General features: G+C 36.7%; 23 protein-coding genes. 15 read left to right on the top strand and 8 right to left on the bottom strand.

All coding sequences use genetic code 11. From position 1 onward, the window contains the following. Positions 1 to 14: 14 nt before the first annotated feature. The 3 genes from JNUCC52_RS12830 to JNUCC52_RS12820 all read left to right on the top strand — a co-directional run bounded on the left by JNUCC52_RS12830 (position 15) and on the right by JNUCC52_RS12820 (position 2,264). Positions 15 to 809 (top strand): transporter substrate-binding domain-containing protein, encoded by a 795-nt coding sequence (locus tag JNUCC52_RS12830; protein WP_139859991.1) that lies wholly within the window; start codon positions 15 to 17, stop codon positions 807 to 809. An 80-nt stretch (positions 810 to 889) separates the two neighbouring features. Beyond that, a complete protein-coding gene (locus tag JNUCC52_RS12825) occupies positions 890 to 1,549 on the top strand; it encodes an amino acid ABC transporter permease (RefSeq protein ID WP_139859993.1) in 660 nt (219 codons plus the stop codon). Continuing rightward, positions 1,542 to 2,264, top strand: coding sequence for an amino acid ABC transporter ATP-binding protein (locus tag JNUCC52_RS12820; protein ID WP_139859995.1), 723 nt, complete (start codon positions 1,542 to 1,544; stop codon positions 2,262 to 2,264). The genes JNUCC52_RS12825 and JNUCC52_RS12820 overlap by 8 nt, the downstream gene beginning before the upstream one ends. A 54-nt stretch (positions 2,265 to 2,318) precedes the next feature. Here JNUCC52_RS12820 and JNUCC52_RS12815 read toward each other — a convergent pair whose 3' ends face one another. Then, entirely contained in the window at positions 2,319 to 2,474 is a 156-nt protein-coding gene (locus JNUCC52_RS12815) for a hypothetical protein (protein ID WP_337980107.1), read from the bottom strand. Beyond that, a complete protein-coding gene (locus JNUCC52_RS12810; RefSeq protein ID WP_337980106.1) occupies positions 2,464 to 2,670 on the bottom strand; it encodes a Rossmann-fold NAD(P)-binding domain-containing protein in 207 nt (68 codons plus the stop codon). The genes JNUCC52_RS12815 and JNUCC52_RS12810 overlap by 11 nt, the downstream gene beginning before the upstream one ends. Positions 2,671 to 2,694: 24 nt before the next feature. On the opposite strand from JNUCC52_RS12810, the gene JNUCC52_RS12805 reads away from it, so the two are divergent. The 10 genes from JNUCC52_RS12805 (at position 2,695) to JNUCC52_RS12760 (ending at position 15,586) form a co-directional block, all read left to right on the top strand. Next, positions 2,695 to 3,102, top strand: coding sequence for a helix-turn-helix transcriptional regulator (locus JNUCC52_RS12805; RefSeq protein WP_337980105.1), 408 nt, complete (start codon positions 2,695 to 2,697; stop codon positions 3,100 to 3,102). 268 nt (positions 3,103 to 3,370) lie between these two features. After that, entirely contained in the window at positions 3,371 to 4,507 is a 1,137-nt protein-coding gene (locus JNUCC52_RS12800) for a hypothetical protein (protein WP_337980104.1), read from the top strand. 1 nt (position 4,508) lies between these two features. After that, positions 4,509 to 4,904, top strand: a complete 396-nt coding sequence (locus JNUCC52_RS12795; RefSeq protein ID WP_337980103.1) for a hypothetical protein — start codon at positions 4,509 to 4,511, stop codon at positions 4,902 to 4,904. Between the two features lie 20 nt (positions 4,905 to 4,924). Beyond that, complete coding sequence (locus JNUCC52_RS12790; protein ID WP_228134313.1) at positions 4,925 to 5,386, top strand: GNAT family N-acetyltransferase; 462 nt, start codon at positions 4,925 to 4,927, stop codon at positions 5,384 to 5,386. A gap of 20 nt (positions 5,387 to 5,406) precedes the next feature. Next, complete coding sequence (locus JNUCC52_RS12785; RefSeq protein ID WP_228134314.1) at positions 5,407 to 5,919, top strand: phage tail protein; 513 nt, start codon at positions 5,407 to 5,409, stop codon at positions 5,917 to 5,919. 15 nt (positions 5,920 to 5,934) lie between these two features. Further along, positions 5,935 to 6,435, top strand: coding sequence for a phage tail protein (locus tag JNUCC52_RS12780; RefSeq protein ID WP_337980102.1), 501 nt, complete (start codon positions 5,935 to 5,937; stop codon positions 6,433 to 6,435). Positions 6,436 to 6,447: 12 nt separating this feature from the next. Further along, positions 6,448 to 6,987: a phage tail protein gene (locus JNUCC52_RS12775; protein WP_228134316.1), complete on the top strand. Its 540-nt coding sequence runs from the start codon at positions 6,448 to 6,450 to the stop codon at positions 6,985 to 6,987. 5 nt (positions 6,988 to 6,992) lie between these two features. Continuing rightward, complete coding sequence (locus JNUCC52_RS12770) at positions 6,993 to 11,138, top strand: InlB B-repeat-containing protein (protein ID WP_337980101.1); 4,146 nt, start codon at positions 6,993 to 6,995, stop codon at positions 11,136 to 11,138. 290 nt (positions 11,139 to 11,428) lie between these two features. Further along, entirely contained in the window at positions 11,429 to 13,138 is a 1,710-nt protein-coding gene (locus JNUCC52_RS12765) for an RTX toxin (protein ID WP_337980100.1), read from the top strand. A gap of 54 nt (positions 13,139 to 13,192) precedes the next feature. Next, a complete protein-coding gene (locus JNUCC52_RS12760; protein WP_337980099.1) occupies positions 13,193 to 15,586 on the top strand; it encodes an S-layer homology domain-containing protein in 2,394 nt (797 codons plus the stop codon). 158 nt (positions 15,587 to 15,744) lie between these two features. On the opposite strand, the gene JNUCC52_RS12755 is transcribed toward JNUCC52_RS12760, so the two are convergent. Both JNUCC52_RS12755 and JNUCC52_RS12750 read right to left on the bottom strand, forming a co-directional pair. After that, positions 15,745 to 16,446, bottom strand: a complete 702-nt coding sequence (locus JNUCC52_RS12755; protein ID WP_337980098.1) for a response regulator transcription factor — start codon at positions 16,444 to 16,446, stop codon at positions 15,745 to 15,747. Then, entirely contained in the window at positions 16,440 to 19,481 is a 3,042-nt protein-coding gene (locus tag JNUCC52_RS12750; RefSeq protein ID WP_337980097.1) for a hybrid sensor histidine kinase/response regulator, read from the bottom strand. Before JNUCC52_RS12750 ends, JNUCC52_RS12755 begins: the two co-directional genes overlap by 7 nt. A gap of 271 nt (positions 19,482 to 19,752) precedes the next feature. Between JNUCC52_RS12750 and JNUCC52_RS12745 the strand changes: the two genes are divergently transcribed. Beyond that, positions 19,753 to 20,580, top strand: coding sequence for a metallophosphoesterase (locus JNUCC52_RS12745; protein ID WP_139860414.1), 828 nt, complete (start codon positions 19,753 to 19,755; stop codon positions 20,578 to 20,580). A 235-nt stretch (positions 20,581 to 20,815) separates the two neighbouring features. Here the strand turns inward: JNUCC52_RS12745 and tatC are convergent, their stop codons facing one another. Genes tatC through JNUCC52_RS12725 form a run of 4 tightly spaced genes read right to left on the bottom strand, consistent with a single transcriptional unit; the run spans position 20,816 to position 24,393 of the window. Then, positions 20,816 to 21,655 (bottom strand): twin-arginine translocase subunit TatC, encoded by an 840-nt coding sequence (gene tatC, locus JNUCC52_RS12740; RefSeq protein ID WP_139860416.1) that lies wholly within the window; start codon positions 21,653 to 21,655, stop codon positions 20,816 to 20,818. A gap of 10 nt (positions 21,656 to 21,665) precedes the next feature. After that, complete coding sequence (tatA, locus tag JNUCC52_RS12735; RefSeq protein WP_139860418.1) at positions 21,666 to 21,869, bottom strand: twin-arginine translocase TatA/TatE family subunit; 204 nt, start codon at positions 21,867 to 21,869, stop codon at positions 21,666 to 21,668. Between the two features lie 51 nt (positions 21,870 to 21,920). Next, positions 21,921 to 23,633 (bottom strand): GMC family oxidoreductase, encoded by a 1,713-nt coding sequence (locus JNUCC52_RS12730; protein WP_228134322.1) that lies wholly within the window; start codon positions 23,631 to 23,633, stop codon positions 21,921 to 21,923. A gap of 19 nt (positions 23,634 to 23,652) precedes the next feature. Next, a complete protein-coding gene (locus JNUCC52_RS12725; RefSeq protein WP_228134323.1) occupies positions 23,653 to 24,393 on the bottom strand; it encodes a gluconate 2-dehydrogenase subunit 3 family protein in 741 nt (246 codons plus the stop codon). A gap of 310 nt (positions 24,394 to 24,703) precedes the next feature. On the opposite strand from JNUCC52_RS12725, the gene JNUCC52_RS12720 reads away from it, so the two are divergent. Next, positions 24,704 to 26,716 (top strand): methyl-accepting chemotaxis protein, encoded by a 2,013-nt coding sequence (locus tag JNUCC52_RS12720; RefSeq protein WP_337980096.1) that lies wholly within the window; start codon positions 24,704 to 24,706, stop codon positions 26,714 to 26,716. Positions 26,717 to 26,862: the final 146 nt, after the last annotated feature.

Here is a 26,862-nt window from a genome sequence, read left to right as displayed (position 1 = left end):
GGAGAAATTAGAAAATGAAGAATAAAATTTTCATGCTTATGCTCGTTTTAGTTATCGGTGTACTTGCGGCATGTGGCACTAAAGAAGATAATGCAACAAATTCAAATTCTGGTTCAGATACAGCAGAGAAACAAGTACTAAAAGTAGGGACATCAGCAGACTATGCACCATTTGAGTATGTTGACGCTGCTAAAGGTGAAGAAATTATCGGTTTTGATATTGATTTAATTAAACTAGTCGGTGAAAAACTTGGTGTAGAAATGCAAGTTCAAGATATGGACTTTAACAGCTTAGTTCCAGCTTTACAAGCAGGTAAAATAGACGTTGTTATTTCTGGGATGACACCAAATGAAGAGCGAGAAAAGGTCGTAGATTTCTCAGACAAATACAATCAAACAGAACAAGTTATCGTAGTTAAAAAAGATAGCGGTATTAAAAAAGAAGCGGACTTAGCTGGTAAAAAAGTCGGTGTACAAACTGCTTCAATTCAAGAAAATTTAGGTAAAGCTATTGCTGAAAAAGTAGATGTTTCAATTGAAGGGCGTACACGTATTCCTGAAATCGTACAAGATATGATGTCTAAACGCTTAGACGGTGCAATCATGGAAGGCGGCGTAGCTAAAGGTTATTTAAAAACAAACGATAAGTTAACGTCGTTCCCTGTAGAGGTACAGCCAGAAGACCATAAAGCAATTGCTGTTCAAAAAGATAGCGATTTAAAAGATAAAATTAACAAAGCATTAAAAGAACTAGCTGATGAAGGTAAAATTCAACAGCTTGAAGAAAAATGGTTAGAAAAAGCTGAATAATTTAATTGAACTGCGATAGCTCTATATAGGGCTATCGCTTGTCCATTTCACTAAAAGGAAAAGAGAAAGGAGGGGACGCTGTGAATTTAGATTTTACAGCAATCATTCCCTCTATTCCTTATATATTAAAAGGAATAGGTGTTACACTTCAAATTGCAATCGGTGCATCGATCATCGGTTTTATCGTTGGTATATTATTAGCATTATGTAAAATTGGGAATGTAAAGGTGCTACGATGGCTTGCGGATTTCTATACGTCCATTTTCCGCGGAACACCACTTGTACTACAATTACTAATTATTTACTACGCAGTTCCACAATTATTAGATATTCAAATTGAACCAATTCCAACAGCAATCATTGCATTCGGGTTAAACTCAGGTGCTTATATTTCAGAAATTATCCGTGCTGGAATCAATGCCGTGGATAAAGGTCAAATGGAAGCGGCGCAAGCATTAGGTATACCGTATGCAAAAATGATGAAAGATATTATTATTCCACAAGCAGTAAAAAATATTTTACCGTCTTTAGTAAATGAATTTATTACATTAAATAAAGAAACAGCTGTTGTAACGGTTATTAGTGCACTAGATATTATGCGCCGTGCCTACATTGTGGGTGGTTCAACGTATCGTTATCTTGAACCATTACTATTTGCTGGGGTAATCTACTATATTATGACGCTTGTCTTGACGTTCCTTGGTAAACGAATCGAGAAAGGAATGAGAAAAAGTGATTAAAATTGAAGATTTACACAAATCATATGGGCAAAATGAAGTACTAAAAGGTATTTCAACTGAAATAAAAGAAAAAGAAGTAATCGCTATAATCGGACCATCAGGTTCTGGGAAGTCTACATTCTTACGTTGCTTAAATTTATTAGAAGAACCGACGAATGGAAAGATTACAATTGCTGGAGATGTCCTTACTGATAAGGGGACAAATATTATGAAGATACGTGAAGAAGTCGGCATGGTATTTCAACATTTCCACCTTTTCCCACATAAAACGGTACTAGAAAACTTAACTTATGCGCCTATTAATGTAAAAGGGATAGACAAGGCAACAGCCATTAAAAATGCTGAGGAGTTGCTAACGAAAGTAGGTCTTTTTGAGAAACGTAATGAGTATCCAAGCCGCCTTTCAGGTGGTCAAAAGCAACGTGTAGCCATTGCTAGAGCGCTTGCGATGGACCCAAAAGTGATATTGTTTGATGAACCTACTTCTGCTCTTGACCCAGAAATGGTTAAAGAGGTTTTAGCAGTTATGAAAAACCTAGCGGATTCAGGGATGACGATGTTAATCGTCACACATGAAATGGGCTTTGCGCGTGAAGTGGCAGATCGCATTTTATTCCTTGATGGTGGCAAGCTTATCGAAGATGCAACACCAGAAGAGTTTTTCTCTTCGCCTTCTACACAACGAGCAAAAGACTTTTTAGAAAAAGTTTTATAATGTAAAAAACCCATTTAGTCTCTTAGATGTTAGAGACTAAATGGGTTTTTTGCTTTAAATGAAAGAAGAATTATCAAATTGTTTTATAAATGCATCAAGCTTGAATAACTCCTCTATATGATAGGTTCCAGCTGGATGCTCTTTTTCTAATAGCTCAGTAGCGACGGTTGCAGCTATTTCCGCAGTAACTAATGATTCATCATAATTCACAAAGGATAGTGTTTACAGGCACATCCAATTGCATAGGGCTAACAAGATGATTTAGTTGGATGCAAAACTGTTCAGCCTTTTGCATATCCCTACCAGCAATCCAAACTTTATTAGGATAGTCTTGTAATAGCAATTTTGCAATTTTGCCACCAACCTCGCCATAACCCCCGTCGATTAATATATTTTTTATTTTCATTTTTTCCCTTCTCTTAATGAGGGAATGGTTGATTGGCAATTACCGAAACCGATACAGGCTATTTGTGCGAAGCTACTGGCAAACAGAACGAACACTAATAATTCTTTATTAGTGCCAATTCCAAACAAAGGTTATATAACAATTCAAGCATCCGTTCTTATGACGGCTGATTTACAACAACAAATAGTGATTATATTAAATGAAGCATCTCCAAAAGAAATGCTCACTTTTTTACTGACAGCTTATCATCTTACACCTAGAGAAAAGGATGTAATAACTGAAATAATGAAAGGGATACCGACAAAAGATATTGCACATAATCTCGGTATTTCCAGTTATACCGTTCAAGATCATTTAAAGTTAATTTTTCAAAAGGTAGATGTACGTGATGGAAATGAATTGATTTGGAAGTTATTTACTCGTTTTAATTAAATAAAGAATCCCACTAATCTGTATATGTTCCTCTATGAGAGCATGAGCAGATTTTTTTTGCACTCTTACAAGATAGTAGGTAGAAAGGTTAAGAAAACTTAACTTAAATTTCGTAGAGGAATATAGGGAATTTATAATATAATAAAAAACAGTAAGTGAGACCTAAAAAAATACAATATTCGACACCGTTTATTAGGTAGTAAGAGATAGCAATTAAAATAAATATGTATTTATTGTTCTGAAAATTCTGATATTAGGAGGGATAGCGATGGCATGGACATTTTATTTAAATGTCACAAATGATACAGATCGAGATTTAGAGCTAATAGAATCGCAATTACATTGGGGCTATTGGAATACAGATGGTGAAGAGGATAAAAAACCTCAAACTATTAAAGCGGGACAGACAATTCAAGCTGTTGGTGCCAAATCAGCATTTGGACCAAATGGTTATGAATTTTCGTGCTCTTGGAAAGATAAAAATAGTGAAATGCAAGCACCGTACGGGGTAATCAGTCTATATGTAAATGTTCCTTATAATGATCCTAATGAAGCTAGATGTCGAGCAAATGGATATTTTGAAGTAGCTGAGTGGAAAGACATTCCACATGATGGCCATAGCTTTGTTCGAAATATCCGAATTTCGAACAAGCTAGATAAATTGAGACAAAATGATACAAAGAACAATCTAGAAACAGATTGGTCCAAAATTAATACATTAGTTGAAATCGAAGATGTGCGAGATATTGATTTAAATCAATATATTCCTAGTGGTGTTCATTTTGAAAAAATGTCGTTATTCAAAACACCTATCTTTACTATTCCAAAAAGATTATTTGATGGGGTCAATGATTTAACGTTTGATAGTCTTTATTTAAAGCAACGTGAAGTGCAACAGTATTATTCCGTAGAAGTGACTAGTTTAAGAGCAGATGCGTCTAAAATCGAAACTGTTACGAAAAAGGGAAAAATTACAGTGAAAGATGAGTTTGGATTATCTACTACAAGTAAAGTGGTAGAAGAGAAAGTTAGTACCATTGAAACGGCCTTTAAATTTACAGAAAAGATCTCTGTTTCTGATGAAAAAGTGGTAAAGGCAAGTGTGGCACAGGAACTACAGGCGGAATTAAAGGCAAAGTTTAATATATTAAATGCTGTTACAACAGAGCAACAGCAAACTGAGAAAAAATCGAAAGAAAGAGTTTTTGAAGCCCCAAGTGATAAAGATATGGACGTTGTACCTTGGATTTTTAGCAAAATGATTCTTCTTTATCGAACGGACAACAATAATGTAACAACGTTGATTGGTGCTTCTGAATGGGATTATGCCGTATTACATCGTACGCATCTATACGATGTAATGGATAATGCGAGAAATAAAGTAACGACAGGAGGAGCGCACTAAAATGGCGACTTGGACATTTTCACTAATGATTACAAATGCAACAGACCGTGAGCTTGAAGTTTTTCAATCGCAGCTAGCGTGGGGTATCTGGAATACCGATGATATGGAAGACAAGAAGCCAGTAAATATTCCTCCTAACACAACATTACAGGCATTGGGAATAAAAGCATCGACAGGTCCCAATGGATATGAATGCTCTTGCTCATGGCGAGATATAGTCCCACCAGGCGAAAAATCATATGGCACAATCTCGATAGCGCTAGACGTTCCACAAAAAAGCAAAAATCGTGCTGAATGTTTAGCTGATCATCAATTGCATGTCGATAGTTGGGAAGACTTGCCTGACAAAGGACATAACTTTGTACGATCAATCATTGTGACCAATAAGAATGTCTAAAAGAAAGTGGAACATATGTCATGAAAATAAAGCTTAAATCTATCACAAAGGAAGATGAGGTATTTCTCTACGAAATTTTTGCTTCTACAAGACATCAAGAAGTAGATTCATGGGGATGGTCTGTTGAACAGAGGGCAGATTTTTTAGCAATGCAGTGGCGCGCACAACAAGTTTCGTATAATCAGCAATTTCCAAGGGCAAATCATTGGATTATTGTGGAAGATGCTGAATGTGTCGGCAGGATTCTCACGGAAGAACTTCCTGAATATCATCGTCTGATTGATATAGCTATATTGCCAAAATATCAGGGAAGAGGCATTGGGACCTATATTATTGTTCAACTTCAGAAAAAGGCAAAAGTACAAAGAAAAGCAGTTGTATTACACGTTCATAAAACTAACATAGCAAGATATCTCTATGAAAGATTAGGGTTTCAAGTCATTCAAGAAGACGAGATTTATATGAAAATGTTATGGAAATAAAAGTTAGGGAGAGTGTTGATATGTCAGAAGCGTATTTAGGCGAGATTCGGATGTTTAGTGGGAAGTATGCCCCGATGAATTGGGCCCTTTGTAACGGTCAACTGTTATCGGTTAATGAGTACCAGGCTCTTTTTTCGTTAATAGGAAATAAATATGGTGGCGATGGGGTAACAAATTTTGCGTTACCTGATTTACGTGGAAGAATCCCAATACATAAAAGTCCCGAATATCCTTTTGCAAGTAATGGAGGGACGGAAAAAGTAACATTAACAGAGGGCGATTTACCAGCCCATACGCATATTGTTACAGCAAATAATGTAAAAGCGGAAACAACAGAAAGCTCACCAGCAAATACTGTATGGGGAGTAGCTGATTTAAAGAATTATCAAACAAATATAGCGAGTGATGTTGTCCAGATGAATAGTAATTTAATGTCATCAGTTGGTGGCAATCAGCCACATGAAAATGTCATGCCTTCATTGGTTATTAATTTTATTATTGCAACACAAGGTTTGTACCCATATTTTTCTTAAAAGGGAGGAAGTACATTGGCAGAACCGTTTGTAGGAGAAGTACGACTTTTTAGTTTCGACAGAATACCTCAAAATTGGTTACCGTGTGATGGGCGCTTATTGTCGGTAAATCAATACATAGCACTTTATTCTTTGATAGGAAATAAATACGGAGGAGATGGTAAAACAACATTTGCCTTACCCAATTTGCAAGGAAGAGTACCGTTACATAAAAGTGACGAAATTGCCTATGCATCAACAGGTGGTGAAGCCACACACGCATTAACGATAAATGAAATGCCTAATCATACTCATGAAGTTTATGCTGATGAGGATGAAACAAATAAAGCAACACCAAAGAGTAACGTATGGGGAAAAGTGAATGGTAATAGTATGTTTGCTAGTAATCCAAATACTGCAATGAATGCAATAGCGATGACAGCCACTGGCCAAAATCAGGCCCATAATAATATGCAGCCTTATCTAGTCGTATCGTTTTGTATTGCAACAATGGGGATTTTTCCACCACGAGGTTAGGGAGGAACGAAAATGGCAGAAGCCTATACAGGAGAGATTAGAATATTCGCTGGCAATTATGCACCAATTGATTGGGCTTTTTGTGATGGGAGTACATTACTTGTTAATCAGCATCAAGTGTTATTTTCAATTATCGGTAATAGATTTGGTGGCGATGGCAAAACAGACTTTAAGTTGCCAGATTTAAGAGGTAAAGCACCAATGCATTACGGAACTGGTACAGGACTTACAACAAGGGAATTTGCCACAGAAGTAGGTGAAGTAAGTGTGTCATTAAGTAGTGAGCAAATGCCTGCCCATAAGCATGAAATACAAGGGAGCACGAAAACAACGGGTGGAGCTAGTAGTCCCGAAGGTGCCGTTTGGGGCGCTCTAGGAGGATTGAATCCTAAGAAGTTATATAAAGAATTTACACCAACTACAAAAGTAAATATTCATCAGCAAGCGATTGAAACAACTGGAGGAAATATGCCACACAATAACATGCAACCATATGTAGCATTAAACTTTATTATTTGTTTGTATGGTGAATACCCAGTAAAAGAAGGGTGATATAGATGAGAAACTATAAACGGATAAATGTTGTACTTATGTTGGTTGCAATGTTGCTCAGCATTGTACAACCATTTTTGGATATACAAGTTGCGAGGGCAGCAATTCCAGCTATTGAACCTATTGATATTGTAACGGGGACTGTTTATCAAGGTACACCAAATAGCGTTGATATTTTAGGAGGACTTGCTGGGGCAGGTGGTTATGATTCAGGCGATCAGACAAACACGGCTTATCTTAAATTTTATTTACCATCTGGCACTGACTATTCGAATGCAAAGTTAAGCCTTACACCAATGGATTCGGGTGTTACGGGGGATATTTCTAATTTGAAAGTTAATATAGGCAGCTCGGATAATTGGGTAGTTAATGAAGGTTTTGATCAACCTTTATCTATTTTACCGACTAAACATATAGGGATTGGAAAAGATTTTTCTAAACCTTTCTATATATTTAATCAATTCGATACCCCTATTTCTTTACCCATCGGTGATTTACTTACTAACCAGAATATAAATGATATTGGTAGTGAAAATATTATTACACTAATTCTTTCTTCGCCAACTATGATGGATGACTATGCAGTTTTTGGGAACATTTCAATAATTGATTATGATACATCACCACCTGTAGAAGCGAAGCATAAGGTCAGCTTTAATGTAGATGGGGGGAGTCTAGTACCAGAACAATCCATCACACACGGAGAAAAAGCAAGTGAACCACCAGCCCCAACAAAAGTGGGCTACACATTTGAAGGCTGGTATACAGATGATGAGGGAACAGAACAATATGATTTCACCAACAATGTTGTTACAGCCAATACGACACTTTACGCGAAGTGGGAGCCACTGAAGTATACAGTTAGCTTTGAAGTGGAAGGTGGAAGTGCAGTACCAAGTCAATCCGTAGCACATGGCAAAAAGGCAACTGTGCCAACAACACCAACAAAAGTAGGATACACATTTGAAGGCTGGTATACAGATGATGAGGGAACAGAACAATATGATTTCACCAACAATGTCGTTACAGCTAATACGACACTTTACGCGAAGTGGGAACCAGTTGGTTACACAGTGAATTTTGAAGTAAATGGCGGAAGTGCAGTACCAAGTCAATCCGTAGCACATGGCAAAAAGGCAACTGTGCCAACAACACCAACAAAAGTAGGATACACATTTGAAGGCTGGTATACAGATGATGAGGGAACAGAACAATATGATTTCACCAACAATGTTGTTACAGCCAATACGACACTTTACGCGAAGTGGGAGCCACTGAAGTATACAGTTAGCTTTGAAGTGGGCGGTGGAAGTGTAGTACCAAGTCAAACCGTAGCACATGGTGAAAAAGCAACAGTGCCACCAGTACCAACAAAAGCGGGTTATACATTTGAAGGCTGGTATACAGATGATGAGGGAACAGAACAATATGATTTCACCAACAATGTCATTACAGCCAATACAACACTTTACGCGAAGTGGGAACCACTGAAGTATACAGTTAGCTTTGAAGTGAGTGGTGGAAGTGCAGTACCAAGTCAATCCGTAGCACATGGCAAAAAGGCAACTGTGCCAACAACACCAACAAAAGTAGGATACACATTTGAAGGCTGGTATACAGATGATGAGGGAACAGAACAATATGATTTCACCAACAATGTCATTACAGCCAATACAACACTTTACGCGAAGTGGAAACCACTGAAGTATACAGTTAGCTTTGAAGTAAGCGGTGGAAGTGCAGTCCCAAGTCAAACGGTAGCACATGGCGAAAAGGCGATAGTGCCACCAGCCCCAACAAAAGCGGGCTACACATTCGAAGGCTGGTATACAGATGATGAGGGAACAGAACAATATGATTTCACCAACAATGTCATTACAGCCAATACGACACTTTACGCGAAGTGGGAACCAGTTGGTTACACAGTGAATTTTGAAGTAAATGGTGGAAGTGCAGTCCCAAGTCAATCCGTAGTACATGGCAAAAAGGCAACTGTGCCAACAACACCAACAAAAGTAGGATACACATTTGAAGGCTGGTATACAGATGATGAGGGAACAGAACAATATGATTTCACCAACAATGTCATTACATCCAATACAACACTTTACGCGAAGTGGAAACCACTGAAGTATACAGTTAGCTTTGAAGTGAGTGGTGGAAGTGCAGTCCCAAGTCAAACGGTAGCACATGGTGAAAAAGCAACAGTGCCACCAGTACCAACAAAAGCGGGTTATACATTTGAAGGCTGGTATACAGATGATGAGGGAACAAATCAATATGATTTCACCAACAATGTCATTACAGCGAATACGACAATTTACGCGAAATGGAAATCACTGAAGTATACTGTTAGTTTTGAAGTGAGTGGCGGAAGTGCAGTCCCAAATCAAACGGTAGCACATGGCGAAAAGGCGATAGTGCCACCAGCCCCAACAAAAGCGGGCTACACATTCGAAGGCTGGTATACAGATGATGAGGGTACGAATCAATATGATTTCAGCACCAATGTCATTACAGCGAATACGACAATTTACGCGAAGTGGAAATCACTGAAGTATACTGTTAATTTTGAAGTAAATGGCGGAAGTGCAGTCCCAAATCAAACGGTAGCACATGGCGAAAAGGTAACAGTGCCACCAGTCCCAACAAAAGCGGGCTACACATTTGAAGGCTGGTACACAAGCAGTACATTAGATAAACTATTTGACTTTAATAGTAGTTCTATAACTCGAAATGTTACTATTTATGCAAAGTGGGTTAGCATTGTATCACCACCTACTAGCAATGATGGGAACGAAAGCTCTACTCCATCAACAAACACTGAACACATTGTTGTTGATGTCGACGGAGAAAATGGTGTGAACTTAACGAAAACACCAATTATTCGTACGACGATGCCAGATGGAGTAATTAAAGATCACGTTTCGATGTCGGAGGATATCGCTAAGGAAACAATTGAAAAAGCAAAACAACTAGGTAATGATACTGCTCGTATTATTATTCCTGATGCAAACGATAAAGTTAGTGAAGTTGTCGTTGATATTCCTAAATCTTCATTAGCTCAAATTCATGCAGGAAATATACAGTTAGAAATTGCTACTATGAATGCTATAATTTCTATTCCTAATGTATCTATGTCGAATTTTAGTAATGATTTATACTTCCGATTGGTTCCTATCAAGTCATTAGAACAGCAACATCAAGTGGAGGAAAGAATACTAAAAGAAGAATTAATTAAAGAAACATTACAAAGTGAAAAAGTAAATTTAATTGGTCGTCCAATGACTATTGAAACGAATATGCAGCATCGCCCAGTGACTTTAACATTGCCATTACCTAAAAATATAACGCAAGAACAACTCAATAATCTGGCTATTTTTATTGAGCATAGCGATGGTACAAAAGAGTTATTACGTGGGAAAGTTGTAGATTATCAAAAAGATATGCTAGGTTTGCAATTTGAGGTTACAAAATTCTCTACCTTCAGCATTCTCTATTTACCAGAGGAAGAAAATGTAGAGGAACCAACAACTGACGATGTTACACATACACCTTATATCCAAGGCTATTCAGATGGTACATTCCGACCGAATGCATTTGTAACACGCGCACAGATGGCAAGTATGTTTGCACGACAACTAACTGGTAATGCGATTCCAAAGTCTAATGCAACATTTACAGATACGGCTCAGCATGATGCAAAAGATGCAATCGAATTTGTGAAGGATGCTAGTTTATTTAACGGTGTTACGGAGACAAGCTTTAATCCGAACGGCTTTATTACACGTGCACAAATGGCAGCAGTTACAGCTCGTTGGATAGAAAAGCATTGCGTTGACAATCCGAATGCAGATTTTTGTAAAACAACATCAGAAGGTAATACTTTCAAAGATGTTAGTAATAATCATTGGGCTGTTCAAGCGATTGCTACTGTCAATGCATTGGGCATTATGACAGGAACAACAGCAGACACATTTAATCCAGATGGTAATTTAACACGTGCGCAAGCAGTGAAGGTACTAAATCGCTTGTTTGAACGACAAGCGCCAACAGAGCATCAAAACCCAATATTTAAAGACGTCCAAAGTAATCATTGGGCATTTTATGAGATTCAAGAAGCTGCAGTAAAACATACGCATAATAAATAAAGAATTAGAAGGCTGGATGAAAGAATTTTAGCCAATGAACATCCCGAACTTTATTAAAACACTCTAATTTAGTGTTTTAATAAAGTTCGGGTTTTCTGTTTTATTGTTTAGTAAATTTCAACTATATAACAGAAAAAATGATTTATGTAATAGCCTCTATTTTATCAAATAAAGGTTAAGAAAAATTAACTTTTGATATTGTGATATGTCGTAGTTAGGATTTTAGTACTGATATATAATGAGGGGTGAGTTATAAGTCATTACATAATTGTTAAAAAGGAGGGGTCACTTTGTATCGAAAAAGAGAAGGTCTTATGATAGCCATTTTACTAACTTTAATTTGTAGTTTTTGTGTTCAAGAAAAATCAGCCTATGCAGCTTCTGGTAATCATCCACCTGTTGTTGTAGCTTCTGAAATAATTCCAAAGCAATCAATGACACTAGGACAAGAAAAAATTGTTATTGATTTAAGTAAGTTATTTTATGATGCTGATAATGATCCGTTAATACTTAAAGCTGTTACTGAAACTGTTGGTATTGTAATAGCAGATTTAAATTCAAATTTATTAACGATTGAGGTACTTTCACCTGGGAAGACACGAATAAAGATTAGTGCTGATGATCGAAAGTTAGGGAGAGCAAGCAGTAGTTTTGAAGTAGAAGTCTTACCTAAGTTGAATAACATACCAATAGTTACTCAATTAATAAATAATCAAACTGGGCATGTTGGAGATGCGCCAATTCTAGTTGATGCAAGTAATGTTTTTGCGGATGTAGATAATGATATTTTAACGTTAGAAGTTAGTTCCAGTGATGAATCTGTTGCTACAGCTCAATTAAATTCTCAAATGATCACTATCGTACCTGTAGGCATAGGCCAAAGTATAATTTCAGTAAAAGCGGATGATGGTAACGGGGGTAGTGAAACTACAACATTTGCTGTTACCGTAACTAGTCCACCGAACCAACCTCCCGTGGTTGCGCAATCAATTAGTAATAAATCAGGAATAGTGAATGATGTCATTACTATAGACGGTAGTGGTATTTTTTCAGATGCAGACAATGACGTTCTTATGATAAATGTTAATTCCAGTGATGAATCTATTGCTACAGCTCAAATTAATGGACAAACAATTACTGTTCTGCCGATTGCAGCAGGCGTAAGTACTATTACAGTCCATGCGGATGATGGAAAAGGTGGGCAAGTATCTACAAGCTTTATAGTTACTGTATCTAACCCAATGTTTAACCATACCCCAATGGTTGCTAAAACAATTATTAATCAAAGAGCAACAATAGGTGGGAAGCCTTGGGAGATGATAGTAAGTGATGTGTTTATAGACGAAGATAACGATACTTTAACGTTAACTGTAAGTTCTAGTAATAGCGGAGTAGCAACTGCTAGTCTGAATGGATCGTCTCTTAAAATTACACAAAATGCATTGGGTACAAGCGTAATTACTATTTCAGCAGATGATGGAAAAGGTGGACTAGTATCAACAAGCTTTCTTTTTAGTGTAGAAGCCCCAGGACTTTTTATATCGGATTTTGTGCAAAATGGAGAATATAATGATGTGCTAGAAATATATAATGCAACAATGGTGCCTCTATCAAATTATAAAATAGAAATTCAGCAATATAATCTAATTTTAAAGCAACATAGTATCAAAACAATAAATATACCTTTAGTATATCCAAACACAAACTTTGTATTAATCCATACTTATTTTTATGATTTTTTTGATATTACTACTTCTCAATACTTCAATGATGATTTTATTTTTAGAGATGCCTCTAAAATAACGGTGTCAATGACATTAAAAGATAGTAATGGCATTGTAGTAGATACGGTTGGGGTTAGGGATTCAATCAACCAGATAGTAGAAAGTAGCGGTGGTTATATAAGAGATAAAAGGCTCCAATCTGGTTCATCCAATTTTAACAAATCAGAATGGATAGTATTACCTAAAGACGATTATTCTACAATTGGTCACTATTAGAAAGAGAGGGCGATTTTTATTCAATATTCTAAAAGAAAAGTAATAAATTTATGTATGCTAACTATCTTAATAATGATTATGATGCCTGTGACTTTTGTATCTGCAAAAAGTGATTTTTATTCATTTAATACCGCAACTAATAAAGAAGAAATGAAATTAGCAATGACTACAGATTGGAGTGTAGTACATTACTCAGCTCAAGGAAATGAATTATTTCAAAATTTTAAAATAGCAGATCAAAATTATTTGGCAAATAAATTACTAATCGAGCGGCCACAGACAGGGTATACATCTACAAGTGCATTACGACAAGTATATTTAAATGCAGTCGAAAATCGATCCTATCTTATAAATGTTAACAATGCGACAGATGCACTTACGCTATGGACAATTTTTATTGATGATTATCATTTAAATTATAGTAACTTCAATCGTCTAACGATAGAAGAGCAAGATAAAGTCTGTCAGCAAGTGATTATGGCACGTCCTAGTCAAGGTTTTGATTCTATAGAAACTTTACAATCTGTGTTTGACAGTGAAGTTAATGGTATTTTTATTAACAAAGTACGACTTGATAAAGATGCTCTTACTATTCAATATGCTCAAGATGATACTTCAGAAAATGTAACGAAAAACCTTGTTCTACCTATTATTGGGGATAATGGTGCGTCAATCACTTGGTCATCTGACAAGCCAGAGGTAGTTAAAGGGAATGGCGAAGTTATACGCCCGTCGGCAGGCAAAGGAAATGAAAAGGTTACATTGACTGCTAAAATTTTCATCGGTGAATATGTGGAAACTAAAGTCTTCACTATTAATGTAAAAGCATTTTCACTGAGTCATAATGCTTTTTTAAAGGAGTTAACGATTTCATCGGGCAACTTCAATACACCATTTGATAAGAACACATTGTCTTATACAGCCAAAGTTCCACATATAGTTGATAGTATAAATATTAAAGCTATTGCGGAGGACGATAAAGCAATTGTAACAATAAATAGTAAGGTAAGTACTGAAGCAATAAAGCTAGTAACAGGTATGAATACAATAAAGATTTTAGTGACTGCTGAAGATGGTAGCTCTAGGGAATATACAATTTTGGTTACTAGGGAAAATGCCCCTATTGATAGTGGGGATACAACTGTCTCTGAATCTACAGAAAGTTTTACTGTAAATATAGAGTCAAGTAGTGGAGAAGCTGTCTCTAAAACGACAATTAAACGTATAATTAGTAAAGATGGATCGATGAGAGATGAAGTGATTTTAACAGAAAAAAGTGCATTGGAAACTATTTCTAAGTTAAAAGAAGCAGGATCAGATCAAGCACGTATTGTTATTCCAGATTCACAGGATAAAGTAAAACAGGTTGATATATCAATACCTAATAATATTATTAGCCTGTTGAAAAACAATCAATTAAATCTAACTATCCAGGCTTATAATGTAAACATCGATGTGTCAAAAGATTCATTGGAAACATTTAATGATAATTTATATTTCCGACTAATACCTTTAAATGAACAAAACGAGCAAATAAAAATTGAAGAGCGTGCAAAAAATGAATTGATTGATCAAGATATAACTGGTAGTTCAATTAGTAAGTTAATAGGGCGTCCAATGAAAATTGAGACCAATATGCAAAATCGCCCAGTAACATTAACCTTACCTTTGCCTAATGATTTATCCCAAGAACAGCTTCATAATCTAGCTATTTATATCGAGCATAGCGATGGCACAAAAGAGTTATTACGTGGGACAATTGTAGATTCTCAAAAAGATATGCTAGGCTTGCAATTTGAAGTGCAGAAATTCTCTACATTCTCCATGCTCTATTTGCCAAAGCAGGTAGACGATGTTAAACATACACCATATATTCAAGGCTATGCAGATGGGACATTCCGACCGAATGCATTTGTCACTCGCGCACAAATGGCAAGTATGTTTGCACGACAACTAACAGGTAATACGATTCCAGAGTCTACTGCGACATTTACAGATACGGCTCAGCATGATGCAAAAGATGCGATCGAATTTGTGAAGGAAACAGGTTTATTTAGAGGTGTTACGGAGATAAGCTTTCATCCGAACGGCTTCATTACACGTGCACAAATGGCAGTAGTAGCAGCTCGTTGGATAGAAAAGCAGTGTGCGGCCAATCCAAATGCAGCCAATTGTAAACTACTAACAGAGGACATCATTTTCAAAGATGTGCGTGATAGTCATTGGGCTAGAGAAGCGATTAATACCGTCAATGCATTAGACATTATGACTGGTGTAACAGCAGACACATTTAACCCTGAAGGCTATTTAACACGTGCGCAAGCAGTGAAGGTTTTAAATCGCTTATTTGAGCGTCAAGTATCGACAGAAACGGATAGCCCCATATTTAATGATGTGCCAAGTAATCATTGGGCATTTTATGAAATTCAAGAAGCGGCAAAAAAATAAAACGTACTAGAACCAAAGTGAAAAAGTGTTAGATTGATGGCCATCAATCTAACACTTTTTTATTGTGCGGTAGTTGGTCGCTACTGCGGATACTTTCCATAAGTTTAGTTGCGATACATTGACTTATATTAGCAATTCCATAAGAGTCACTGCCTCTGCTACTCAAAGAGAAACAAATAGCCGGAACCTCTTACAGTTACGATTTTAGCTCGATGTCCAGAGATGGACTCCAGTTTTTTTCGCAAATTACTAATATGTACTTTTAAAGCCTGTGTTTGTCCAATACTATCTTCCGCCCAAATGAGCTTATACAGGTCAGAGGGGTGGAAAATTTCCCCTGGACGCTGTGCTAAAAAGTACAGTATATGAAATTCCTTAGTGGATAAAATTAAAGTTACCCCATCGATGTAAACTTTCCCTGAGTGCACATGGAAGTGAATATTATCAATGATCTGAACATCCTCATTACGTATATTTCCGTCTGTTAATTGAATATTTCCCTTCCGTTGTGAAATTCTTTCAATTGTTTTCATTAAGCGAGCTTTGTCGATGGGCTTTAAAATATAATCAATAGCTTGAACGGAAAAGGCATCAATTGCATAATGCTCATAGGCAGTTACAAAAATAATATCCATTACATGTGTTAAATCTCCTAATTTACTAGCAACATCAATTCCATTCATCTCTGCCATCTCAATATCTAAAAAAAGAATGTCTGGCTTAAGTGTAGGGATGTTTGCTATAGCGTCTAGTGGATTTAGATATGTCCCGATAACATCAATTGCCCTATTATCCTTTAACATAGTCTCTAGTAAATTAATGGCTAAAATCTCATCGTCAACAATGATTGCTTTTAACATTTTTCCACCTCATTTTCATCCGAAATAAGCGGGAATTTTAGTATGACAGTCGTTCCTTCACCAACAACACTCTCTATATGGAAAGTGGCTTTCTCGTATTTTTTTAAACGTTTAGTAATATTGCGAATTCCGACGCTTTGATGATCGGTTGGTTCTTCCGATAAAACCTTTTCTATTATTTCTTGTGACATTCCTATACCGTTGTCCTTAATTTTAATATCAATCATTTGTTGAACCTTTTTAATAGTCATGGTTACTTTGCCATTTACTCGCTTATTTTTTAAGCCATGAAATAGAGCATTTTCTACTAAAGGCTGAAGGAGCAGAGGGGGAATTAGTATAGTTAAAGGTTCCTCCATCTGAATTTCCCATTCAAGCTGATCTGGATATCTTGTTTGGTGAATATTGACATACGCTTGAATTAACATGAGCTCTTGTTCTAGAGGGATAAGGCTATTTGTATTCTCGAACGAGAAGCTGCTTCTTAAAAATGTAGCAAAATCTGTTATCATAATACGGGCTTTATCCAAGTCTATATAACTTAGCGATAAAATCGAGTTTAAAACATTGTATATAAAATGTGGTTTAATTTGTGCTTGTAAAAACGCAGTTTCCATTTTAATTGCAGTTTCAGCCGATTCCTTTAGTAAAATAAGATTTCGTACTCTTGTCTTCAATTCAGCAGTATCTAATGGTTTATGTAGAAAATCATTCGCCCCAGATTGGAATGCTGCTAGCATATCCTCAGGTCGCAACGCTGCTGTAAGCATTAAAATCGGTAACTCTGCAGAAGAATAGTTTTTCCTAATTTGTTGGCAAACCTCATATCCAGAAAGGTTAGGCATCATAATATCTAATATTAATAAGTCTATATCTGGATGCGCTTGTAATTGTTCAAATACTTGCCGACTATCATCAACAGCGATAATAGAGTAGTTCTCCTTTGCAAGGATATCAATTAGTACTTTAAGGTTAATATGATCATCATCAGCAATCAGTATTTTTTTACCCATTTTTCTTTCAGCAACGTATGGAAATGCTATAGGTAAATAATCTTTTGTTAATGTAATTTTATTTTGTTGCGTATCTTGTTGAACTTTTTTTATTGTTTGCACAGGCAGTTTGACTGAGAAAGTTGTGCCTTGATTGACAACGGAATGGACCGTAATTTCTCCACCGTGCAATTTCACAAGTTCCTTCGTCACATTTAGACCTAAGCCCGTACCTTTACTAGCGTCTTCTAATTGTCTGAATGGTTCAAATATCGACTCTATATGTTCAGGAGCAATGCCTCGACCAGTGTCACTAACTTCAATAGTAAGGAATCCTTGCTCTTCGTAGCAGGAAATCTCTACTTTTCCGTGTCTAGTAAATTTAACAGCATTTTCTATTATGTTATAAAGAATTTGACGCAGTCGATCCTCGTCGGCTACTATAATTTTCCCTCGTTCGATGTAATTGTAAATTTTTACATCTTTATTTTCGATGTACGACAGTATTTCGACGATTACATGGGTCACAGAATAAAGATCCACATTTGTAAGACGAAGCTTTAGTTCGCCTTCTTTTAACTTTGAAAAATCCAATATGTCATTAACAAGATGTGATAACTTTTTTGTAATATTAAATATGAGTGATATTTTTTCTTTTTGTTCCATCGTTAATGTGGAACTTTCATTAGACTCTAACATGGAATGAGATATGGCAATCACACCGTGTAACGGAGTACGAAATTCATGAGAAGTTTTTGCGAGAAATTCATCTTTTAATTTATCTACTCGGATTAAAGCATTTGTTAACCTTCCTTTTTCCAAATAAGAATCTGTAAAACGATGTGAAATATAAAGAGAAAGCATCGTTAAACATATAAAAGGGAGCAGGGGAGGTAAAGAGTAAATTTCTAGATTAATATTAAGATTTAACGTTGCTACAACCATATAGATAAGAATAGCCATGGAACTAAGCCATAAGTAAATAGCTCCTACTAATCGTTTAAAGATTGCAATCGTTTGAATATAAAGCAAATAAAAGATAATTATTAAAATATAAATAGAATGTGCAGTTTGTAAGTATGAGCTAATGGATATTGGGAGCATTACCGTAGCTAATAATAAAATACCAATGATACAAAGTGCTTTCACAAACTTTTTATGTGAAAATTGCTGTAGGGCATGGTTAAAATACAGCAGCATAAAGATACCTGAGCCGATACTTGAAATGATTTGGACTCTTATTAGGAATTCATAGCTGATCGGTAATAACAACATTAATATTTTTTCCCCATGAGATAAACTGTATAAACCAACCATGAAGCAAAACAATGAAAAGTAGAGCTGCTCAATTTCGAGCTTGGCATATAGGTAAGAACCAGCAAAATAAATAAACATTGTAAAAAAAGCAGCAATGGTTATTAAATCGTAGAAAAGTGAACCTTCTCTTAATTTACCAATGCTCTCTTGATCCCCGATAAAAATGGACCCAATAATTCCCCCACCTGATGCATAATCAAAATTAGCTACATGTATGATGAGCTCAAGCTCATTTTTTTTAGGTGCGAAATAAGCAACATACGGCACATTTTGTTGAATATATGTCGAATCTTCAGCAGGTTCTCCACTTTGTCCGATTCGTTTTTCATTTATGTAAATGGCATTCGACATTCGGATATTACCTGTTTTGATGCCCAAAATAGTATCTGTATCATCAATTAATATTTTTAACCGATAGGTACCGCTACCAAGTGTAGTGAAATTTTGGCCATTAAGCTTGTACTTAGACCATAGAGACGGGACATTTACTGAATAAGAATGATGCGTGTCAAATTCGGAATAATTCAATAATTTATTAGGTATAAAATCCCATTCACCATCTAAGCTTACAGTATTTTTGTGCAAATCATATTGTCTAAGATCTATAACGCCTGCAACAGCTTTAGGAGCATTTTGGTTTTCATTATTGTGTAAACGGGATGTCAACCCAATTAACACGATACTAATAATGACCATAAAAATAAGTAATAGCTTTTTCATTCCCATTTTGATCTCTCATTCCTAAAATTTAAGGTATTAATATTAACATTTGTTGTTTGTACATAAGTGTGAAATTATACCTATATTATATCATGTGAAAGTTAACTAAGAATAGATGGAATATACATGATTTCCTATAAAAGATAGGTAGGGATTGTTGGATTTTGTGCATTTTATGTAATTAAAGCGCATCTACTTACAATCGCTCTGTTTTTTGCTTATAATAGAAGGGTAAGAAATTTTTCTGAAAAAGTAGCCACAAAGTGAGCGATTGCGATTGAAAAAATTATTATACGTAGTATTTTTTCTTGTTTTTATAGTCATTTTTTTGTACGTAAACAATCACTGGCTGGTTGTAAGTAAGCATGTATATGAATCTGAAAAAGTGCCCGTCAGCTTTGATGGACTACGCATAGTACAAATTTCAGATTTACATGATGCACTCTTTGGTAATAACCAACAAAAACTCATTGCAAAGGTTAAGGCAACAAACCCAGATTATATATTTATTACAGGCGATGTGATTGATAGCAATCGTTTTAATTTGGAGCAGAGCTTACAGGCAGTGAGAGGTTTAGTCGAATTAGCGGATGTATATTATGTACTTGGGAACCATGAAGTTGCAACGAATAAGGTTAGTGAAATTTATGAGGCGCTGTCATCGTTAGGTGTACATGTGATGGCCAATGAATCGACCGTATTAGAGCGCAACGGGGAGCGCTTGGCGATTGTTGGTATTGAAGATCCGTTAATGGGTAGATCAACTGAAGAAATGCTGGACATAGCGACAGCTTATATTCCAGAAGACATGCTAAAGCTGTTGCTGGCACATCGACCAGAGGTGTTTAGTACGTATGTAAATCAAGAAATAGATTTAGTATTCTCGGGTCATGCACATGGTGGACAGGTTCGGATTCCTGGTATAGGAGGACTTGTTGCACCAGGACAGGGAATGTTTCCTAAATTCACGGCTGGTGTTTATGAGGAAGGCAAGACCCAAATGATAGTTAGTCGGGGGTTAGGAAATAGTAGCGTACCTTTCCGAATTTTTAACCGACCAGAAATTATTATTATGGATTTAAAGAGAATAAACACTGGGTCTTAGTTGCCCAGTGCTTAGAGACGTTGACAAAAGGCAACAAGAAGTTCACTCTTGATGCCTTTTGTCATTTTTTTATGCTTTGGTGGATGGTCATTAAGTGGAATTTTTCTGTAAACATGTCCAGTTGAATTGGAGCGGAGGGCCGTTGCCCGAAGGCAGGTGCCAGGCACGCAAACAATTTACTTTAGTTGATTGGAGCGGGAAACATTCGCACGCAGTGGAAATCAACAGCAGTTGTTTAGGCAGTGCTTTCTATTTGTTTCCTTTCCATACGCTTTACAAGATGAATACTGATTTCGTATAAAATAATCATCGGTACTAATACGAGTAGCTGACTAATAAAATCAGGTGGGGTAATGACCGCTGAGCCAACCCCCATTGCGATATAGGACCAGCCGCGTATTTTTTTCATAGATTCCGCAGTTAGCACACCAATTGACGATAAAAAGAGTGCAACGATGGGCAACTCAAATAATAATCCAAGTGGCACTGTTGTCATAATTAAAAAATGCATATATTCACTGGCAGATACCATGACATCGAAATTTGCCGCGCCTAAACTTACTAAAAATGAATAGCTAAGTGGATTCACAACAAAATAACCGAATGCTACACCTAATAAAAAGAGTAAAAACATAACTGGTGCGTAGAGCCCGAGAAAGCGGCTTTCCTCTTCCTTTAAGCCAGGTTTTACAAAGCTCCAAAGAAAGTGAACGAGAAAAGGCATAGATAGACCAAATGCCAAAGTAGTGGAAATGGTCATATAAAATTTCACAACCTCTAGTGGTCCTAAAATAATGAGTGAATGCCCACGGGTTACATATGGAAACCAAATATTAATGGTAGAAAAGGCAACGATAAAAAATAAAATAAAGACGGCAAGCCCTTTAATAATTTGTTTTCGCAGTTCTGCAATATGCTCGAATATGGAATCTAAAGGTAGAATCGGTTTATCCTCGACAATTGTCTGTTCAATGCCATTATGAGTAATTTCAACAGGAGCCTCCTGTAACGACGGAGGCTCCTCTAGTTTTTTATCAAGTGGACTTAAATAATTTTTTTCTTCATAAGGATCCATAGGAAACCTCCTACGAAACGTCAGATTTTTTTTCTATTTTTTTCGCTGGCTCTTCGTCATCATCCATTAGCCCTTTTGTTGACTTTTTGAACTCTGCGAACGTTTTACCAACGGCACCACCGATTTCTGGTAATTTTTTTGGACCAAAAACGATAAGTACAATAACCAAAATAATAATTAACCCAGGAACGCCGATTGCTCCAAGTCCGCCCATAGCGTTATCCTCCTATAAATATAAATTTTTAGTACATTAATAACGACAAACTTACACTAATGAACCGCCAGATTTGCTATATTTCACAATACCTTCGGCACAGCGATAAGCTAATGCACCAAGTGTACCTGTTGGATTATAGCCACTATTGTGAGCAAAGCTTCCAGAACTTAAAGCGAATAGATTTTCTACATCCCAATGTTGAAGATAGTTGTTCACAACGCCTTTATCTGGTGTCGTGCTCATCACTGTTCCACCAGTATTGTGTGTCGTTTGATAAGGAACAATGTTATAGTCAGTAATTTCCGCATTTGGCACAATTGTTTTGGCACCCATCTCTTTCATAATGTCAGCAGCGCGAGCAGAAACAAATTTATGGAGCGCTCGATCCTGATCCGTAAAGTTGTAGGTTAATTGTAAGAGGGGTAAACCGTACGCATCTTTATAATTGGAATCAAGTGACAGGAAATTTTCCTTATGTGGCATAGAGGCACCTTGAGCACCAATACCGAATGAACGTGTATAGTAATGAATAGACTGCTTTTTAAATTCTGGTCCCCATGTAGGCGTATCCGGAGGTGTTGGATTCGATCCAATAGGGCGTGCACCTGTTTGAGTGAGTGCGATATTACCACCATGGATAAAATCTAACTCACTATGGTCAAAGTTATCCCCATTGTAATCATCAATACTCATACCGAGAGAACCTGCACCCATAAATGTGTTATATTGCTCATCAAAGAATCCAGTTGCTCCAGGTAAAATTTGATAGCAATAATTTCGACCTAATGTTCCCTTGCCTGTTGTTGGATCATACAGTTGCCCAATGTTAGAAACCATTAGTAGTTTGGCATTGTTAAAGACATAGCTTGTTAATACGACAATATTCGCGGGTTGGATAAATTCCTCTCCAGATATCGTATCGATATATCTTACGCCAGTCGCTTTGTTGCCTTGTTTTAAAATTTCTACAACGTTTGAATTGTAACGTAAATCAAAATTTCCAGTTTTTAAAGCAGTAGGTATTACTGTAATTTCCGCTGAAGATTTTGCGCCATATTCACAACCAAAACGCTCACAGAAGCCACAATATTGACAAGCATTAATTGTTTCACCGTCTGGATTTTTATAGACTTCTGATATGTTAGCAGAAGGGACCATATAAGGTGATAATTTTAGATTTTTTGTTGCTTTCTCAAATTGTTGTAGCATAGGCGTCATTTTCATAGGAGGCGTTGGATAAGCACTTGAACGTTTCCCTGCAAATGGATTTTTATCATCGCCTGAAATTCCAGTAGTTTTTTCAAATTTATCAAAATAAGGCTCTAATTGATCGTAATTTAATGCCCAATCCTGTATTAAATAATCTGGACCTAATTTGTTAGCACCATAACGTTCGTCTGTCATCGTTTTAATTTGAAAGTCGTATGGTAAAAATCGGTAGGTCATGCCGTTCCAGTGCGTTCCAGATCCACCAAGCCCCTCACCTAATAAAAAGGACCCAAGTTGACGCATAGGTAAAGCCTGCATCTTACGATTATTACGGAAAGAAACTGTTTCCTTTGACAGATTTTGCATTAAATCATAACGAATTGCATAGCGATATTCATCATGAATATTTAAAAAATCCTCAGTGCCTCGTTTTTGTCCGCGTTCTAAACCAACTACTTTTAATCCAGCTTTCGAGCATTCAGCAGCGACAATGCCACCTGTCCACCCAACGCCTACTGTTACAACGTCTACACTTGGTAATGTAGTTACCATTTATAAAACCCCCCTCAAATTAGTGATTGCCCAATTGATTTGGTTCAATTTTTTGGAACTTAGCATCTTCAATCATTGTGATATACGCCATCTGATGGCCAGGGAAGCCTTTCATACGCCAGCCTTCCATATTGCGGTTTCCGCCATATAAAGGATCTGAATATGCCCCCTCTAACGTAGCTGCACGTAAAAGAGTGAAGAAAAATGCGGACGTTACACCATTCATTTGGATTTCACCCTTTTGAAAGGCTGTTAATATTTCATCCATTTGCTTGCCCTCTATTTCGTTAAAGCTTTTTTTGAAGCGACTTTGAGCTTCTGTCTCCATTTTTTCAACGCCTTGTTTGAAAATTTCAGCACGAGTTAGGCGACTTTGATAACCTTGTGTTGGGGCACCCTCCCCAAAAGGACCATGCATATATTCCTTAGAGTTACTACCGTATTGTCCAGCTAACTGATGATCAATAAAGTAAGGAACATCTAAATCAATCGCACCTGGGCCTAAATCATCTTTAGGAAAAATACGCTCAGTGGCATTTGATAAAATTTTAAAATCTCGGTCGTTCATGAAGAACATTTTAGCTTTAGGTGCAGCAGCTTCATTTGTAGTTCCGTTACCATGCTCTAATGTAGAAGTACCTTTACCGTTCATGTTATAGCCAACAAGACCACCTATTAATCCACCACCGACTAATGTACCAGCTGCAATACCTGTTGTTTTTAAAAAATCACGACGTGAGACATTATTATCTGTACTCATAAAAATCCTCCCCTCCAAGAAGTAAATAGATTGTGTTCTATCTTTTATAATCAGCAAAAAAACCAGATTATAATCAATTTGCCATGGAAAAAGTTTTAATTTCATCCACTTAAATAAACTAGTAAATAACAATTTAGAAAGGGAGTGGATAAAATGTATTAGACTATAAGCACTATGCTTATGATGAAAAATACAATTTTAAACATTTTTTATTGTTAATGGAAAAGTTTTGTTGACTTCTAGTTTTCGTGACCTTACTCTGAAGGAGAAGGGCAAAAAATTACAAAATTTTAAACAAAAATTTGGAGAAATGAGCAAAGCAAATATGTGGATTAAAGGTATTGGTGGTAAATTAGTTGTAGCAATTATCGCTTTAGTATTTGTGACATGTGGTACGCTCGGATTTTCTACGTGGTGGAATAGTACAAAAGCAGTTGAGGAACAGGTCCAAGAGAATTTAATATCGAGGGCAGAAGATGTATCGAAATACATAGAAGAACACTTCCAACTTGCACTAGTAGAGGTGGAGGCTATTGCGGAGCAAGCAGCTATCCGTAATATGGACTTTGAGGAGCAAAAGACATATTTAACGAAACGTATTGATGATAGTAAAAATTATTTAGGCTTTGGTATTATTACTTCGGATGGAATAGCTCATTATTTAGATAATACGACAGCTGATTTAGGTGACCGTGCATACGTAAAAGAAGGCTTTACAGGCAAGACAGTCATGTCGGAAATCACGATTAGTCGTGTAACGAATGAGCCAGTTATTTTAATCGTTGCACCTATTGATACAATGACAGGTGAAAAAGCATTGCTATTAGCACGAATAGATGGTTATTACTTATCTAATATCATTGAGGACATTAAAGTTGGAAAAAATGGTTATGCCTTAATGTTAGATGCGAAAGGAACTATTATCGGGCATAAAAATCACGCCCTTGTAAAAGAGCAGGTCAATGAAATTTCCGCTGCTAAAAAATCTGGTGAAATGTCAGGTGAATCATTAGCAGCACAAGAAATGATTAGTAATTCAAATGGATATTTTGCCTTTGATACAAAGGATCATGGTACAAATTTAATGGGGTATCATACGTTGGATAATGGTTGGAAGATGGGGGTAGTCGCATTAGAAGATGAAATGCTGTCAGGGCTTTCACAATTGAAGACAAACTTCATTATTATGACTATTATCGTTTCCATATTGGGCTTGTTGATTTCGTTTGCGATTTCGCGATCTGTCAGTAGACCACTGCGTCATGTGCTGCGTATTAGTGAAGGATTATCAGATGGAGATTTTACACAAGAAATTCCTGATAAATATTTGAAGCGTATTGATGAAATGGGGACTATGGCACGTGCATTAGATAGAATGGCAGATAATATGCGAGGTATGATATTACAGGTTAGTAAGGAAGCAACAGAGGTAAATGAGGCATCTTGTGCATTAATGGGGAATGTACATGCTGTGACGAAGCATTCAGAGCAAATTGCAGGTGCAATAGGTGAGGTAGAACGTGGAGCACAAAGTCAAACGGCAATGGCTGAAGAAGGTGCATCAGCTATGGAGCAAATGGCCTTAGGAATTCAAAATATGGCAGAGGTTGCTTCGACGATTGCATCTAATACTGATTTTATTTCCGAGAAAATAAGTGAAAGTAATGGAGCGGTAAAACAATCTATTAATCGTATGGATGAAATACAGCGAGGAACAGCAGTAGAGCTCGACATTATCCGTAAATTGGAACAGGAATCGAAAGAAATAGAACTAATTTCAAAAATGATTACTGATATTTCCGATCAAACAAACTTACTAGCCCTTAATGCTTCAATTGAAGCTGCACGTGCAGGGGATGCAGGTAAAGGCTTTGCAGTGGTAGCAGAGGAAGTAAGAAAACTTTCAGAGCAAACAGCGGGTTCTGCTGCGCAAATAAATGTATTAATTGATCGAGTACAAGCATACACATTAGAGGTTGTGAAGGCTGCAGAGAGTGGCGAAGTAAATGTAGCACGAGGATTAGATGCTATTGAGGCAGTAGGAGAACGTTTTGAAGAAATCGTACATGCTGTTGGTGAAATAGCAGGTCAAATTGAGGAAATGAATGCTTCAGCAGAGCAAATGTCTGCTAATACGGAAGAGGTTTCAGCTTCAATGGAAGAAATGGCGGCAACAGCACATGCTGCAAGTGATTATGTATCTGAAGTGAAAACCGCAACATCCGAGCAGATGAACACTGTAGAGACTATGAACGAACAAACGATTAAAATGTCTGAAATGGCGAATCGCTTACAAGGAGCAATTCAACAATTTAAATTATAAAATGAGCGCTAAGAGGCTAGTGCAAAAGAGAAAAAGTGTTAGATTGATGGCAATCAATCTAACACTTTTTTCTATGCCATTGTTGTCTAAGACGGAGAATATTTACTACCCAACGGCACGTTTTGTACTTTTTTACAATGGGTTTT

The organism is Lysinibacillus sp. JNUCC-52, from assembly GCF_015999545.1.
Taxonomy (GTDB): Bacteria; Bacillota; Bacilli; order Bacillales_A; family Planococcaceae; genus Lysinibacillus.
This window is presented reverse-complemented; position numbering and strand designations above follow the sequence as displayed.